Genomic DNA, 15571 nt, shown 5'->3' with positions numbered 1-15571 from the left:
AGGGTGAAGCGGCCGCCGAGGAAGACCGGGCCGACCCTGAGCCGGTCGGTCCCAGGTTCGAGGTCCTCACGGCGTACTCCCGAAGGTTGAATGGTCTTGCTCAGGCCTGGCCGGAGGCGGCCGCGCAGCTGTTTCTCAGCGGCCCGCGCCTGCGCCTCTGGGTGGCCGCCGCCGGCGAACCGGTCCCGGGCGGCTACGCCCTCGGTCTCGACCCGGCCAAGGATGTGGAAGTGATCGATGCCGCGCTGGTCCGCGCCGGTCTCGCCGGCCGGCCGTCGGCCGACGGACGGCGCTATCTGATCATGGGCAAGAGGCGGGTCGCGCGCCTCGCTGAGCTGGTCGGGAACCGGCCCGACGCGGCCCCCGCCGAGCTGTGGCCCGGCGGCGCGGCTGCATGATCTTCCTTGATTGTGTGCGACACGACAGCATGTTCGCGGTGTACGGTGTCGCCGTCGGAGGCATACGGTGGCCGGACCGTTACCATCCGACTCCGGGGTTCCCGGGGAATGCTGACTCGTCCGGCGCGTTACGTTGAAAGTCTGTGAGCCGCCGGTCCGATGGCGGGAACAGGCGGAACGCTGAGTTCGAAGTTTGGGAGTGCCGTGCCGAGTGACACCAGGACGACCCGTCTGGTCATCGTCGAGTCCCCGTCGAAGGCCAAGACGATCGCCGGTTATCTGGGGCCCGACTATCTGGTCGAGGCCTCCATCGGCCATATCCGTGACCTGCCCAAGAACGCCGACGAGGTGCCCGAGCAGTACAAGGGCGAGTCGTGGGCGCGACTGGGCGTCGACGTCGACAACGGCTTCCACCCGCTTTATGTGATCTCGGCCGACCGCAAGCAGCAGATCGCCCGGCTCAAGAAACTGGCCAAGGAAGTCGACGAGATCTTCCTCGCCACCGATGAGGACCGCGAGGGCGAGGCCATCGCGTGGCACCTCCTCGAGACGATCAAGCCCAAGGTCCCGGTCCACCGGATGGTCTTCCACGAGATCACCCGGCCCGCCATCCAGGCCGCCGTGGCCAACCCGCGCGCCATCGACCAAAATCTGGTCGACGCGCAGGAGGCCCGCCGCATCCTCGACCGCCTTTACGGCTACGAGGTCAGCCCGGTGCTCTGGAAGAAGGTCATGCCGAAGCTGTCGGCCGGCCGCGTCCAGTCGGTGGCGACCCGCATCGTGGTCGAGCGGGAGCGCCAGCGCATGGCGTTCCGCACGGCCGAATACTGGGACATCAACGCGCTGCTGGCCGTGCAGGGCGAGGTCGAGGGCCCGCGCCAGTTCGGCGCGACGCTGATCGCGCTGAACGGTGACCGGATCGCCACCGGCAAGGACTTCGAGCCCACGACCGGCCGTCTGAAGCCCGGCGCGGCGGTGACCCAGCTCGACGAGAGCGGCGCCCGCGGTCTCGCGGCCCGGCTCGAGGGGCAGGAGTTCACGGTCACCCGGGTCGAGGAGAAGCCGTACCGCCGCCGGCCCTACCCGCCCTTCATCACCTCGACGCTGCAGCAGGAGGCCGCCCGCAAGCTGCGCATGTCGTCGGCCCAGGCGATGCGCACGGCCCAGCGCCTCTACGAAGAGGGCTACATCACCTACATGCGTACCGACTCGGTCAACCTGTCGGAGACGGCCATCGCGGCCGCCCGCCGGCAGATCGCCGAGCTCTACGGCGAGCGCAGCGTGCCGCCGGAGCCCCGCCACTACAAGGGCAAGGTCAAGAACGCGCAGGAGGCGCACGAGGCGATCCGGCCCGCCGGTGACAGCTTCCGCACCCCGGCCGAGGTGGCCAACGAGCTCTCCGGTGACGCGTTCCGGCTCTACGAGCTGATCTGGCGCCGCACGGTCGCCTCCCAGATGACCGACGCGGTCGGCAACTCGATCTCGGTGCGCATCCGGGCCGTCTCGACCGCGCAGGAAGAGGTCGACTTCGGCGCCACCGGTAAGACGATCACCGAGCCGGGCTTCCTCAAGGCCTACGTCGAGTCGTCCGACGACGAAAATGCCGAGGCCGAGGACGCCGAGCGCCGCCTGCCCAACCTGGTCAAGGACCAGCCGCTCGACGCCGACGAGCTGAACCCGGCCGGCCACCACACCAGCCCGCCGTCCCGCTACACCGAGGCGTCGCTGGTCAAGGCCATGGAAGAGCTGGGCATCGGCCGCCCGTCGACCTACGCGTCGATCATGCAGACGATCCAGGACCGCGGCTACGTCGAGAAGCGCGGACAGGCGCTGATCCCGACGTTCATCGCGTTCGCGGTGATCAACCTGATGGAGAAGCACTACCCGCGCCTGGTCGACTACGGCTTCACCGCGGCGATGGAGAACGACCTCGACGGCATCGCCGGGGGCGACCACGCCTCGCTCGACTTCCTCACCGCGTTCTATTTCGGCAGCCAGACCGCGGGCGCCGACGACGAGATCGCCAAGGCCGGCGGCCTGCGCAAGCTGGTCACCGAAAACCTGGGTGACATCGACGCGCGCCTGATCAACTCGATTCCCCTCTTCGACGACGAGGACGGGAAGCACATCGTCGTGCGGGTCGGCCGCTACGGGCCCTACCTGCAGCGTCAAGACCCGCAGGCGGCCGAGGAGCAGGCGAACGACCCGGCCAACCGGGTGTCGATCCCCGAGGGTGTCGCGCCCGACGAGCTCACCCCGGAGAAGGTCAAGGAACTCTTCCTCGGTGGCGGCGGCGAGCGCAGCCTCGGTGACGACCCGGCGACCGGCCAGCCTGTCCTGCTCAAGTCGGGCCGGTTCGGGCCCTATGTCGAGAGCGGCGAACGGCGGGGCTCGCTGTTCCGCACCCAGACGCCCGACACGCTGACCCTCGATCAGGCGATCCAGCTGCTCAGCCTGCCCCGGGTGGTGGGTAAGGACGCCGAGGGCAAAGAGATCATCGCCAAGAACGGTCGCTACGGCCCGTACGTGCAGCGCGACACCGACTCGCGCTCGCTGGCCAGCGAGGACCAACTGTTCACGGTCACCCTGGACGAGGCGCTGGCCCTGCTGGCGGCGCCGAAGACCCGGGGCCGGGCCGCGGCCAAGCCGCCGCTGCGCGAGATGGGTCCCGACCCGGTGACCGAGAAGCCGATGGTCATCAAGGACGGCCGGTTCGGGCCCTACGTGACCGACGGCGAGTTCAACGCCTCACTGCGGCGCGACCAGACGCCCGAAGAGCTCACCATCGAGCAGGCCTCCGAGATGCTGGCCGAGAAGCGGGCCAAGGGTCCGGCGCCCAAGAAGCGGGCGGCCAAGAAGGCTCCGGCCAAGGCGGCGGCGGGCGAGACCGCGGCCAAGAAGGCTCCGGCCAAGAAAGCTCCGGCGAAGAAGGCCGCGGCCAAGAAGGCGACCCCGGCCAAGAAGGCGGTCGCCAAGAAGGCCACCCCGGCCAAGAAGGCAGCCAACGCGGCGCCGGCCGCGGCGGCGAAGAAGGTCGCCCCCGCCAAGGCCACGGCCAGCGCCGAGTAGTCAGGCTCCGAGCACCCGGTCCAGGTATTCGTTGGTGAACACCCGGGCCGGGTCGAGCCGGTCACGCACGGCCACGAAGTCATCGAACTTCGGATAGACCGGGCGCAGATCTTCCGCCGTACGGTAATGAAGCTTGCCCCAGTGCGGCCGCCCCCCGAGTGGCTGGCAGACCGCCTCGAACGCCCGGAAGTAGGGCTCGTAGGGCGACCCGGTGAACTGGTGCACGGCCACGTAGGCCGAATCACGCCCGTAGCCGTGCGACAGCCACACGTCGTCGGGCCCGGTGAAGCGCACCTCGACCGGGAACTGGATCTTGAACGGCAACTCGTCGATGATCTGGGGCAGCGCCGCCAGCACCTCGGGCAGGGCCGCGCGCGGGATCTCGTACTCCATCTCGGTGAAGTGCACCCGCCGCGGTGTGCAGAAAACCCGATCCGAGCGTTCCGTGTACGTTCGTGCCGTCAGCGCCCGGGCCGCGATCGACTGCACGGTGGGCACCACCGCCGGCACCCGCCGTCCGAGCTTGCAGACGCCCTGCCAGACCGTGTTGGCCAGGAACTCGTCATCCATCCAGCCCCGGAACGACGACAGCGGCCGATCGTTCTCGGCCACCTTGTTGTTCCGCTTGAGCTGGGCCCGGTCGGTGTACGGGTACCAGTAGAACTCGACGTGCTCGTTGGCCGGGATCCACTCGTCCAGTCCGGCCAGCACGTCGGCCAGGGCCATCGGCCGCTCGTCAGCCAGCAGGGTGAACGCCGGCACGCAGCGCAGCGTCACCTCGACCAGGATGCCCAGGGCGCCGAGGCCGAGCCGGGCCGCCGGGAACGCCTCATGATCCTTACCCACGGTGAGAACGTCACCGCTGCCGGTGACCAGCTTGACCGCCTCGACACAGGACGCCAGCGTGGTGTGCGTGTCGCCGGTGCCGTGCGTGCCGGTCGAGATGGCCCCGGCGACCGTCTGCGCGTCGATGTCACCGAGATTGGGCATCGCCAATCCGTGCCGGGCCAGGATCTCGTTCAGCTTCCACAGCGGCATCCCCGCCTGAACTGTGACAAGAGGGCCTTCGACGGCGATCAGATCGGTCATCCGGTGCAAGAGCAGACGTTGGTCATTGGCCACCGCGATGTCGGTGAACGAATGGCCGCTGCCGACGACCTTGACCCGGCGTCCGGTTTCCGACGCCTCCTTGACGTGGCCGACGACCTCGTCGACAGTCCCAGGGGTCAGGACGTCTACGGCGAGTGACTGCTGATTGCCGCCCCAATTGATCCAACGGCGGGCATTCCGGGGGGTAGTCATTCAGGCCTTGTCCTCCGTACGAGCGGACAGCCGCACCGCGCGTCCCGTCGATGCCCCTCGCTCGTTGATCCGAGTAACGTTCCGATTATCACTGCTGAGAGGGAGTGGCGACGCGTGTCGACACCAACCGTCACCACCGGGCCGCTGCGGCGTGTCCCGGTGCAGGGCAGAAGCGTTGCCCGGGTCCAGCGCATGCTCGACGCCTGCGCCGAGCTCGTGGACGAGGTCGGCTATGAGGGCCTGACCACCACGCTTCTGGCTGAGCGCGCCGAGGTCGCCATCGGCTCGGTCTACCAGTTCTTCCCCGACAAGCGGGCGATCGTCCAGGCGCTGGCCATGCGCAACATGGACGCCTACCTGCAGGGGCTGTCCGATCGATTCGGCAGCGAGACGTTCGCCCACTGGTGGGACGGCGTCGACGCGGCCATCGACATCTTCATCCAGATGCACCGCACGGTGCCCGGCTTCCGCACGCTGCACTTCGGCGACGTGGTCGACGTGCACCTGCTCGACGTCGAGCGCGACAACAACGCGGTCATCGCCGAGCGCCTGGCCGAGCTGCTGGTCGACCAGTTCCAGCTGATGGACAGGGCACGACTGCGGTTCTCGCTCGAGGTTTCGGTCGAGGCGGCGGACGCGCTGATCAAGCTGGCGTTCCGGCGCGACACGGGCGGCGACGAGGCCGTGCTGACCGAGGCCAAGACGCTGATCCGGGAGTACCTGCACCGCGCCGTGACCAGCTGACCCGCTTGTCCCGGCGTCAGCCCAGGAAGGCATGACCCTCCCCCCGGTACGTCGGGGCCGGCGTCGCTGACTCGCCGTCGACCAGTTGAAGCTGGTTGACGTGCTCGCACAGCTCGCCGGCCTTGGCGTGACGGAACCACACCCGATCGCCCGGCCGCAGCGTGTCGGCCACCGCGCCGACCAGCGGCGTCTGCACCTCGCCGGGACCCTCGTCCGCCTTGAAGCTCAGGCCCGCGGGCAGCCACGGGGTCGGCTGGCGGCTGGTCTCGGCCGGTCCCGAGGCGATCCAGCCGCCGCCGAGCACGGTGGCGATCCGTGGCGCCGGGCGGCGAACGACGCTGAGCGCGAAGAACGCGGCCGGCGTCGGGCGCCAGGCCGAGTAGGCGTCGAACAGCGTCGGGCCGTACAGCCCGGAACCGGCGGTGACCTCGGTGACCACCGGGTCGGCGCCGGTCGCCTCGACGCTGCCGGTGCCGCCCGCGTTGACGAACTCGAGGTCGGCATGCTCCCGGACGGCGGCCACGGCCGCGGCGCGGCGCTCGACGATCTCGGGGAACGAGCGCGACTGCATGAGCCGGATGACCCGGCCGCGCAGGGCCTGGCCGGGTGGCAGGTCACCGAGGCCGGCGATCTGGGCCTCGTACGACATCATGCCGACCAGCCGGAAACCGGGGCGCGCGGTGATCCGGCGGGCGAGGGCCGAGGCCTGACCCGCGGAGTGGACGGGGGAGCGGCGGACGCCGACATGTAACGGGCCGGCCGGGCGCCACGACGAGTCGAGATCCAGACACAGCCGTACGGGCGGACGGTCGCCCGGCGGAGTGACCTGGTCGACCAGATCGAGGTGGGACGGATGGTCCACCATGATCGAGATGGCTTCGGCCAGCTTGGCGTCGGTGGTCAGCTCGCGGATCGCGGTGCGGTCGACCGTGGGGTAGGCGACCAGCACGTCATCGGTCAACCCGGCGCGTACCAGCCAGATCGCCTCGGGCAACGTGTAGGCCATCACGCCGTGCCAGCCGGGTCGCGCCAGCACGCGTTCCAGCAGCGTGCGGCATCGCACCGACTTGCTCGCGACGCGCAACGGCTTGCCGTGGGCACGCGCCACCAATTGATCGGCGTTGTCGTCGAAGGCGGCCAGGTCGACGGCCGCGACCGGGGTCTCGAGATGGGCGGTGGCCCGGTCGAGCCGCTCCTTCAGGGCACTGCGGTCGGCGCTCACGCCAGCACCGTATCGCCGTCGTGAGTTATGCGAAACCTCTTCACTTATTCGATACCCGAACGTGGGTAACCGGGGGACTTCGCACCGCCCGATAGAGTGCACCCTGCAGTAATCACGGGAGGTACGGCCATCGACACCGAAAAGCGGGAAACCGGCCCGGTCGACCTGTCGGGCGCGGCGGCGCTGCGATCGGTGCTACGCATCCGGCCGTTCCGTCGCCTCTGGCTCGTCCTCGGCCTCGCCTCGTTCGGCGACTGGATCGGCCTGCTGGCCACCGGCATCTTCGCCGCGGCCCAGTTCGACAGCAGCGTCGGCCAGGGCGCCGCGTTCGGTGGCACCATCGCCGTCCGCCTGCTGCCCGCCCTGCTGCTCGGCCCGATCGCGGGCGTCTTCGCCGACCGGTTCGACCGGCGCTACACGATGGTCATCACCGACCTGATCCGGTTCGTGTTCTACGGCTCGATCCCGCTCGTCCCGCTGTTCGGCGGGTCGCCCGGCGTCACCGTGCTGTGGGCCACCATCGCCACCTTCATCGGCGAGACGATCACGCTGATCTGGATCCCGGCCAAGGAAGCAGCCGTACCCAACCTCATCCCCAAGTCGCGGATCGAGGTTTCCAACCAACTCACGCTCGTGACCACGTACGGGATCACGCCGATCCTGGCCGCCCTGGTGCTCTCCGCCCTGACCGCCGGTCTGCAACAGTCCGGCGCCACCCTGCCCGACTGGGCCGCGCCGGTGCAGCTCGCGCTCTACATGAACGCGATCTCCCGCCTGGCCACGGCGCTCACCGTCTTCTTCGGCATCAAGGAGATCGGCGGCAAGAGCGAACAGCGGCAGCAGGCGGCCCAGCAGCAGAGCATGACCCGTCAGTTCCTCGACGGCTGGAAATACATCGGGACCACTCCGCTCGTACGCGGTCTGGTGCTCGGCATCTTCGGCGCGTTCGCGGCCGGCGGCGTGGTCATCGGTGCCGCCAAGACCTTCGCCACCTCGCTGGGCGCCGGTGAAGCCGCGTTCTACCTGCTCTTCGGCACCATCTTCATGGGGCTCGCGGTCGGCATCGGTCTCGGCCCGATGATCATCCGGGACCTGTCCCGCCGCCGCTGGTTCGGCATGAGCATCGTGCTGGCCAGCGGCTCGGTGATGTTCCTGGGCGTCGCGTTCCACCTCTCCATGGCCCTCGTGGGCGCGCTGCTGGTCGGCGCGGGCGCGGGCATGGCGTTCCTGGCCGGCACGACCCTCCTTTACGGCGAGGTCGACGACGCCGTACGGGGAAGGGTGTTCGCGGTTGTTCAGATCGGCGTGCGGATGGTGCTGCTGCTCGCCATCACGCTGGCCGGTTTCCTGGTCGGTCTGGGCAGCTCCCGCCGGGTCGAGCTCGGGCCGCTGGCCTTCGACGTCTCCTCGACCCGCGTGCTGCTGCTGGTCGCGGGCGCGATCGGCGTGTTCGTGGGCATCGGCTCGTTCCGCCAGATGGACGACAAGCGCGGCGTGCCGGTGCTGGCCGACCTGTGGGGTTCGATGCGGGGGCGGCCGCTCTCGCCGGACGAGCAGTTCACCCGCAGCGGCATCTTCGTCGTCTTCGAGGGCGGCGAGGGCGCGGGCAAGTCGACCCAGGTCACCCGGCTCGCGTCTTTGTTGGGTGAACAGGGCCGCGACGTGGTGGTCACCCGCGAGCCGGGTGCGACCGACGTCGGCGCCCGCATCCGCCAGCTGGTACTCGACAAGAGCGAGTCGCCGTCGGCGCGGGCCGAGGCCCTGCTCTACGCGGCCGACCGCGCCCACCACGTGGCCACGGTGGTCCGGCCGGCGCTGGCCCGGGGCGCGGTGGTGATCAGCGACCGTTACGTCGACTCGTCGCTGGCCTACCAGGGCGCCGGCCGCACGCTGCCGGTCGCCGAGATCTCCTGGCTGTCGTCGTGGGCCACCGGCGGCCTCAAGCCCGACCTGGTCGTGCTGCTCGACGTCGACCCCGGCGTGGGCCTCAACCGGGTCGACGCCCGGGGCGAGGGCACCGACCGGCTCGAGAGCGAGTCGAGGGCCTTCCACGAGCGGGTGCGCTACGCGTTCCTCGACCTGGCCGCGGCCGACCCCAAGCGTTACCTGGTACTCGACGCGGCGCGGCCACTGGCCGAGATCACCACGGCGGTCGGCGAGCGCCTGTCGCCGCTGCTGGGAGCCACCGAGCCAACCCATCCCGAGCCGGCCTCGACCGACTTGCCGCCGGGCCCCGACCTGCAGGCCCCCGACCTGACCGCCACCCCCGACCGCCGAGTAGGCCCCGACGACCGCCGCGCCCCGTCCCCCGCGGCGGCCGATCCCACGCAGCCGCTTACGGAGTCAGCCGATCCCAGGCGACCTCTTACCGCGGCGGACGATCCCACGCAGCCGCTTACGGAGTCGGCCGATCGCAGGCGGCCTCTTACCGCGGCAAACGATCCCACGCAGCCTGTTACCGAGTCGGCCGATCGCAGGCGGCCTCTCACTGCGGCGGATGATCCCACGCAGCCTGTTACCGAGTCGGCCGGCCACACGCAGCCGATCATCGACCCATCCGATCGCACCCAGCCTGTTACTGCCCCGGACGGTTTGACGCAGCCGATCATCGGTCCGGGCGACGCAACGCAGTCGACCGACCATCCGTCAACCGCAGAGAGCCGGCCCCATCATCAGAACGGGCGCGATGAGGAGCCGCCGCTCGAAGAGATGGCGGAGCTGCTCGGCATCAACGACGACGAGACCCCGGACGGCCCCGCCCGCTACAGCCGCAACTGACCAGATCCCCCTCCCAAAGGCATCGCGAGATGACCGGGCGCCGATTCTTGCCGCGCTAACCGCAGGCCCCGGTTTGACCCGTGCTGGCCTCGCCGAGCGCTGCGCTTCCGGAGCTTCCTCTCGGCCGATCCATCGAGCGGCGCTCCGACCAACTGCGCCCGACCCGCACGACCCGCGCAACAACCCTTGACCATTAGCCCTCGCCCGGCGCCGGCTCGCCTTCGCGCCAGTCTGGCTCGGCTCGCGCCAGTTCGCCTCGCGCCAGTTCGCCTCGCGCCAGTTCGCCTCGCGCCGGTTGCCCGCGCGGGTTCGGCTGGCACCGGTTCGCTTCGCGCGGGTTCGCTTCGCGCGGGTTCGCTTCGCGCGGGTTCGCTTCGCGCGGGTTCGCTTCGCGCGGGTTCGCCTCGCGCGGGTTCGCCTCGCGCGGGTTCGCCTCGCGCGGGTTCGCCTCGCGCCGGTCCGCTTCGCGTCGGTCGCCCCCGCGCTGGTTCGGCTCGCGCCGGTTCGCTTCGCGCGGGGTTTCGCTTCGCGTCGGTCGCCCTGCGCTGGTTCGGCTGGCACCGGTTCGGTTCGCGCGGGTTCGGCTCCGCGCCGGTTCGCCTCGCGCCGGTTCGCCTCGCGCCGGTCCGCTTCGCGTCGGTCGCCCCCGCGCTGGTTCGGCTCGCGCCGGTTCGCTTCGCGCGGGGTTTCGCTTCGCGTCGGTCGCCCTGCGCTGGTTCGGCTGGCACGGCTCGGTTCGCGCGGGTTCGGCTCCGCGCCGGTCCGCTTCGCGTCGGTTCGTCCCGCGCTGGTTCGGCTCGCTTCGCGCTAGTCGCTTCGCGCTGGTTCGGCTCGCACCGGCTCGCTTCGCGCGGGGTTCGGCTCGCGCCGCTTCACTTCGCGTCGGCTCGGCTTGCGCCAGTTCGCCGTGCGCCGGTTCACTTCGCGTCGGTCGCCCTGCGCTGGTTCGGCTGGCACCGGCTCGCTTCGCGCGGGTTCGCCTCCGCGCCGGTCCGCTTCGCGTCGGTTCGTCCCGCGCGGGTTCGGCTCGCTTCGCGCGGCTTAGCCTCGCGCCAGTCCGCTTCGCGTCGGTCGCCCCCGCGCTGGTTCGGCTCGCGCCGGCTCGCTTCGCGCGGGGTTCGGCTCGCGCCGGTCCGCCTCGTGCCGACTCGCCCGCGCTGGGTCGGCTCGCGGTTTCAGCCGCGCCAGAGGGTGAGCATCATGGCCTCGACGGCGATCTCGGGCTTGACGTTCTCGTCGATCGCCTGGCGGCACGCCAGCACCGCCTCGAGCCGTCGCAGCGCGCTCTCGGGCGACCACTTGCCCGCCGCGGCCTCGGACTGCGACGCCACATCGGTGTGCACCACACCGACCGGCGCGCGCATGTTGGTGACCAGCACGTCGCGGTAGAAGCCGGCCAGGTCGACCAGCGCCCGGTCGAGCGCGTCCCGCTTCGAGCGCGTGGCGCGCGACTTCTGCCGCTTCTCCAGGTCTTTGATCTGGCCCGCCGCCCCGCGCATCGCCCCGGCCGCGCCCCGGCCCGTGCCGCCGGCGCCAAGGGCCTGCTCGAGGGCCGACCGCTCGGCGGCGTCGGTCTCGATCAGCAACTCCGCCGCCTCGGCCTCGGCCGACTTGATCAGCGCGCTGGCCGCCTCGAAACAGGCACCCACCCCGGTGAGCCGCCGGGGCACCGACAGCACGGCCTCGCGCCGGCCACGGGCCTCGGCGTCGTTGGACAGTCGCTTGGCCCGGCCGACGTGCCCCTGCGCCGCGGCCGCCGCCCACGAAGCGACGTCGGGCGCGATGCCGTCACGGCGCACCAGAACCTCGGCCACGGCGTCGGCCGGCGGCTGCCGCAACGCCACCACCCGGCAGCGCGAACGGATCGTCACCGAGATGTCGTCGGGGTGGGTCGACGGCGTGCAGAGCAGGAAGACCGTGCGCGGCGGCGGCTCCTCGATCGCCTTGAGCAGCGCGTTGCCCGCCTGCTCGGTGAGCCGGTCGGCATCCTCGATCACAACGACCTGCCACCGGCCGCCCGACGGCGCGCTGGCCGCCCGCAGCACCAGCGCCCGCATCTCGTTGACGCCGATCGAGAGACCCTCGGGCACCACGAACCGTACGTCGGCATGGGTCTTGCCCAACGTGGTGTGGCAGCCGTGGCACTCACCGCAGCCGGCCCCGTCGCGCTGGCACTGGAGCGCCGCGGCGAAGGAGCGCGCGGCCACCGATCGGCCACTGCCGGGCGGACCCGTGAAGATCCAGGCGTGGGTCATCGCCCCGGCGGGCACCTGATCACCGGCCACCACCCGGGCCGCAGCCGCGGCGGCCGACCGCAGCGTGGCGACCGGCTCGGCCTGGCCGACGAGATCGGTGAAGACGTCATTCACGGGACCGATGGTATTGCGCACCCCCGACAAAACCTCATCCGTCATCCACAGGCCCCCGGAGTTATCCACAGTGGAAAACCAGGCGTAGCGAAGAAGTCACTCTTCCAGGTACTTTCTGATCCCGGTACGCGACGGCGCGCTGACGCACGGTGAGGAGCCTCGGGTATGGCACGAGAGATCGACGAGGCGTGGATCGGTGAGGCCATTGAAAGGCATCGACGTGTTGAGGCGCTGCGCGACGACTACGAACGAGCGGTTGAGGCCCATCAGGTCTCGGTCCACTCTCCCGACGACTCGATCGAGGTCACGGTGACCGCATCCGGCCGGATAGCCGGCATCCAGATCCACGGCGGCCTGCAGCATCGCCAGGCGGCCGAGTTCGCCCGCGAGTTGCAGGCCACCGTGACCAGCGCCGCCGAGGCCGCCAGTTGGGCCCGGGAAAAGCTGCACGACGAGATCTTCGGCAAGCTGCGTCCACTGGGGGAGGCCTGAGATGGACGAGCTGGCCGAGCGCCTCGACCACGCCGCCGACGCCCTGACCGCCGTCTCCCGCGACGCGGCGTCCCTCGCCGCCGCGCCGAGTCGCAGCGGGTTCACCGCCATCGGAGCGAGCCAGTCCATCGGAGCGAGCCAGTCCATCGGAGCGAGCCAGTCCGGCGGGGCGAGCCAGTCCATCGGAGCGAGCCAGTCCGGTGGAGCGAGCCAGTCCGGCGGGGCCGGTCTGTCTGACGGCGCTGGTCTGCCCGGGCGGGTCGGGCGGGCTCTGCAGGAACGCTGGATCGCCGTGCTCGATGCGCGATCGCACGAGGCGTCGGCGGCCGCCGTCCGTCTGGGCGAGATGGCCGGCTCGGTGCGCCAGGCCCGCCGAAACTACGCCGAGACCGACGAGGCGGTCGAACGCCGCTTCACCCGGGAGATGTGATGGACCGGCTCGACCAGGTGCTCGACTCCGCCCTGCCTCTGCTGCGCCGGGCCGAGGAGGTTCTCGAGGCGGCCGGGGCGCCACCGGGTCATCCGGTCTGGGCACAGCTTCGACGCGTACGGCTGATGCCCGCCGACGCCGCCCTCGCGGTGGCCGAACTGCGGCCGTCGGCTCTGGTCGAGGCCGAGCCCGAACTGCGGGCCGACGCCCGGGTCTGTGTCGAGATCGCGGCCGCACTGCCCCCACCCGACGAGTGGGAGGGTGAGGCAGCCGATGCCTACGACGATCTGCGCCGACGGGCCGCGACGCATCTGTCCGGCGACCACGACAGCCTGGACGAGCGTTTCGAGGCGAGTGCCGACCTGGCCGCCGCCCTGCACGACTGGATGACCCGGGCCCGCGACAATCTGGCGGCCGTGCTGGCTGAGGCGCTGACCTCGGCCGAGGCGCTGACGCTGGCGTCGCCCGCGAGCCTCCCGCCCGGGGCGGCCGAGATCGAGGCGGCCGCTGGGCTGACGGCGCACATCCTGCAGACGGTCGCCACTGACTACGCCGAAGCCGAAGACCTCTTGCTCGGGTCGCAGCAGCTGGCCGATCCGCTCCCGCTCTGAAGCGCCCGCACGCGAGTGATCAGATCGCGGCGGCGCCTGCGTGCGGGTGATCAGATCGCAGCGGCGCCCGCGTTTGAGCCGCCGGATCGCGGCGGCGCCCTGCGTGCGAGTGAGCGGTTCGCGGCGGCGCCTGCGTGCGAGTGAGCGGATCGCGACTGCGCCTGCACGTGTGAGCGGATCGTAGTGGCGCCTGCGTCGGGTGATGGGAACGCAGCGACGGCGGGCGATCAGATCGCGGCTGTGAAGTGGTGCGCGCATGGGCGCGGCGCCGCATTCGGTTAACCGGAAAGAATCCCGAATGCGACGCCGCGTCCTCCTGCACCCCCCGCAGGTGTAAGCACTACTCAACGCTACGAATCGATGGTTGTCGCGGGGTTGCGCCGCCTTCGAACCGCTCGGCGGACACAGAGGGGACAACCGTCGGGGTCGGCCTCATCCATCAAGAGATCGACATCTCTCCATTTGGATGACTCCGGTTCCGGTACGAGGCGAGCGCCTGGTTCACCTATCAGACCGTCGGGCGCCGACGCCGCCGACCCAACAGCACCGCTCCGATGCCGGCCAGCAGCAACGCGCCGCCGACGATGGCGATCCGGTCGAGGCGCGGGCCGGTCACCGGCAGCCCGCCTCCCGCGCCGGCCGACGAGAGCTCGGGACTGTCCGGCGAGACCGCCGCCGCCTCCAGCACGCCGAGCGACATGGCCAGCGACACCTCGGAGCGGCCACCGCCGTAACCGTCCGAGCCGGAGTTCTGCAGCAGCGCCACCTTGATCGCCGAGGCCCGCGCCGCGATGGCGTGCCCCTTGACCGCGTGCCGGACGTCGCCCAGCGCGACCCGGAGCCGGGTGCCCTGTGCCGGTGCGGTCGCCGACTCCGGTTCCGGAGCGGTCACCGACGGCAGACCGGGAACGGTCGGGACCGGCATCGGCGCGGCTTCCCGAAGGTCGCCCAGATCGGCCAGCTGAGCCGACTCCATCGTGCGCCGGTCGGGGGTCAGCGAGACGTCGACGTGCTCGCCCGCGGCTTCCAGACGTTTGGTCGCGATGCCGTCCCCGGACACCTCGACGATCGCGGAGCGGTAGCTGATCTTGCCGCCGGACGTGGCTGACATCGCGGCCTCGAGCGTCGGAGCCCGCAGCACCCGCAGACGGACCCGGCCGCCCGCGAGCTCGATGCGCCCGGCGGTGACCGTCGAGCGGGCGACCGTACGGGCGTCGGAACCGCTGTTCTCGATGGCCGTGGTGCCCCGGCTCGTCATCGTGCCGGGAACCTGGACCAGCGCCTTGGTGCCACTGTTCAGCAGGTTGACGCTGCTCAGGGAGGTGTCGGCGCGACCCGTCTCGCCCGTGACCTGACCGCAGGCCATGCCCGCGCTCCACCGGGCGTGCGTCCGGATCTTGCCGTCGCCCAGGCGCAGCGGGCCGGCCTTCGTGGCGGGGGTCGAGCGCTGGGCGGCCTCGGCGTTGGTCGGCGGCGCCTGCTGGAGCAGGGGCTTGGCGATCGACTTGTTGCCCGAGCGGCCGTCCAGGATGCGGGCGTAGGCGGCCGACGAGACGCGGGCGGGCGCGATCATCGCCGTACGAGCCTCCCCGAGTCCCACTTCGGTGAGCGAGGCTCCGTCCGTACGGGAAGGGTCGGTCTTGATGGCTTCTCCGCCGCCCGCCCCCGAGGTGTCGGTGAGCCGCTCGGCGATCTTCCCGACGACCTCGGCGTCGCCGTCGGTCTCGGCCGTCTGCTTCGGGGCCGCCCCCAGATAGCCGAGCGCCCCAGCTCCGATCTTGCCGATGCCCTCGCTCAGCGTGTCGCTGTCCTCCGGATCGGGCGTGACCGCGTCGGCTGCGTCCTCTGACTCGCCTTCCTCGGCCTTGACGCGGGGCCGTTCGGCGGCCGACGTGCGTACCTCGAGCTTGTTGATCCTCAGAAGCTCGGCTCCGGACTGTGCCGCGAAGTTCTCGGCGCGTTCGCAGGGTGCGGGCGCCGCGAGCGCGGGTTGCGGCGCGGTGAGGGCGCCGGCGAAACCGAGCGCGACGACACTGGCGGCCAGCGACCTGGCGGGCGTCATGGAAGTTCCTCCCGAATTGCGGCACAACGTGGTGACGTCTACGGGTCTGCCCAACGAGGGTCGATTAGGGCGGTTGCGATACGTCTATACGACA

10 protein-coding genes are annotated in these 15571 nt (G+C 70.9%); 6 read left to right on the top strand and 4 right to left on the bottom strand.

Features of this window, described 5'->3' with window-relative positions; all coding sequences use genetic code 11:
- The first annotated feature begins 602 nt into the window (after positions 1–602).
- Entirely contained in the window at positions 603–3467 is a 2865-nt protein-coding gene (gene topA / locus KOI35_RS29540) for a type I DNA topoisomerase (RefSeq protein WP_215791900.1), read from the top strand.
- Here the strand turns inward: topA and KOI35_RS29535 are convergent, their stop codons facing one another.
- Positions 3468–4769, bottom strand: coding sequence for a D-arabinono-1,4-lactone oxidase (locus KOI35_RS29535; protein ID WP_215791899.1), 1302 nt, complete (start codon positions 4767–4769; stop codon positions 3468–3470).
- Positions 4770–4883: 114 nt separating this feature from the next.
- On the opposite strand from KOI35_RS29535, the gene KOI35_RS29530 reads away from it, so the two are divergent.
- Positions 4884–5513 (top strand): TetR/AcrR family transcriptional regulator, encoded by a 630-nt coding sequence (locus KOI35_RS29530; protein WP_215791898.1) that lies wholly within the window; start codon positions 4884–4886, stop codon positions 5511–5513.
- 16 nt (positions 5514–5529) lie between these two features.
- Here the strand turns inward: KOI35_RS29530 and KOI35_RS29525 are convergent, their stop codons facing one another.
- The gene (locus tag KOI35_RS29525; protein ID WP_215791897.1) at positions 5530–6735 is read right to left on the bottom strand and encodes an amino acid deaminase/aldolase; all 1206 of its coding nucleotides are present in this window, start codon (positions 6733–6735) and stop codon (positions 5530–5532) included.
- 201 nt (positions 6736–6936) lie between these two features.
- On the opposite strand from KOI35_RS29525, the gene tmk reads away from it, so the two are divergent.
- Positions 6937–9513 (top strand): dTMP kinase, encoded by a 2577-nt coding sequence (tmk, locus tag KOI35_RS29520; protein ID WP_438870634.1) that lies wholly within the window; start codon positions 6937–6939, stop codon positions 9511–9513.
- A gap of 1175 nt (positions 9514–10688) precedes the next feature.
- On the opposite strand, the gene KOI35_RS29515 is transcribed toward tmk, so the two are convergent.
- Positions 10689–11882 (bottom strand): DNA polymerase III subunit delta', encoded by a 1194-nt coding sequence (locus KOI35_RS29515; RefSeq protein WP_215791896.1) that lies wholly within the window; start codon positions 11880–11882, stop codon positions 10689–10691.
- A gap of 165 nt (positions 11883–12047) precedes the next feature.
- Here KOI35_RS29515 and KOI35_RS29510 point away from each other — a divergent pair, with 165 nt between their 5' ends.
- The 3 genes from KOI35_RS29510 to KOI35_RS29500 are packed head-to-tail and all read left to right on the top strand — an operon-like array spanning position 12048 to position 13415.
- The gene (locus KOI35_RS29510) at positions 12048–12374 is read left to right on the top strand and encodes a YbaB/EbfC family nucleoid-associated protein (RefSeq protein ID WP_215791895.1); all 327 of its coding nucleotides are present in this window, start codon (positions 12048–12050) and stop codon (positions 12372–12374) included.
- 1 nt (position 12375) lies between these two features.
- On the top strand, positions 12376–12804 hold the full coding sequence (locus tag KOI35_RS29505) for a hypothetical protein (RefSeq protein WP_215791894.1): 429 nt from the start codon (positions 12376–12378) through the stop codon (positions 12802–12804).
- Positions 12804–13415 carry a hypothetical protein gene (locus tag KOI35_RS29500; RefSeq protein WP_215791893.1) on the top strand — a complete coding sequence of 204 codons (612 nt, stop codon included), beginning with the start codon at positions 12804–12806 and terminating at the stop codon, positions 13413–13415. Before KOI35_RS29505 ends, KOI35_RS29500 begins: the two co-directional genes overlap by 1 nt.
- 508 nt (positions 13416–13923) lie before the next feature.
- Here the strand turns inward: KOI35_RS29500 and KOI35_RS29495 are convergent.
- A complete protein-coding gene (locus KOI35_RS29495) occupies positions 13924–15477 on the bottom strand; it encodes an LPXTG cell wall anchor domain-containing protein (RefSeq protein ID WP_215791892.1) in 1554 nt (517 codons plus the stop codon).
- Positions 15478–15571: the final 94 nt, after the last annotated feature.

Origin of the sequence: Paractinoplanes bogorensis (genome assembly GCF_018829635.1) — a bacterium.
Lineage (GTDB): Bacteria > Actinomycetota > Actinomycetes > Mycobacteriales > Micromonosporaceae > Actinoplanes > Actinoplanes bogorensis.
The sequence above is the reverse complement of the archived record's forward strand: the minus strand, read 5'-3'. Positions and strand labels throughout refer to the sequence as shown.

What these genes read in the sequence shown, in the direction of transcription:
- KOI35_RS29535 (WP_215791899.1), bottom strand. Translation starts at nt 4,769, where the DNA reads ATGACTACCCCCCGGAATGCCCGCCGTTGGATCAATTGGGGCGGCAAT.
- KOI35_RS29510 (WP_215791895.1), top strand. Translation starts at nt 12,048, where the DNA reads ATGGCACGAGAGATCGACGAGGCGTGGATCGGTGAGGCCATTGAAAGG.
- KOI35_RS29495 (WP_215791892.1), bottom strand. Translation starts at nt 15,477, where the DNA reads ATGACGCCCGCCAGGTCGCTGGCCGCCAGTGTCGTCGCGCTCGGTTTC.
- KOI35_RS29500 (WP_215791893.1), top strand. Translation starts at nt 12,804, where the DNA reads ATGGACCGGCTCGACCAGGTGCTCGACTCCGCCCTGCCTCTGCTGCGC.
- KOI35_RS29505 (WP_215791894.1), top strand. Translation starts at nt 12,376, where the DNA reads ATGGACGAGCTGGCCGAGCGCCTCGACCACGCCGCCGACGCCCTGACC.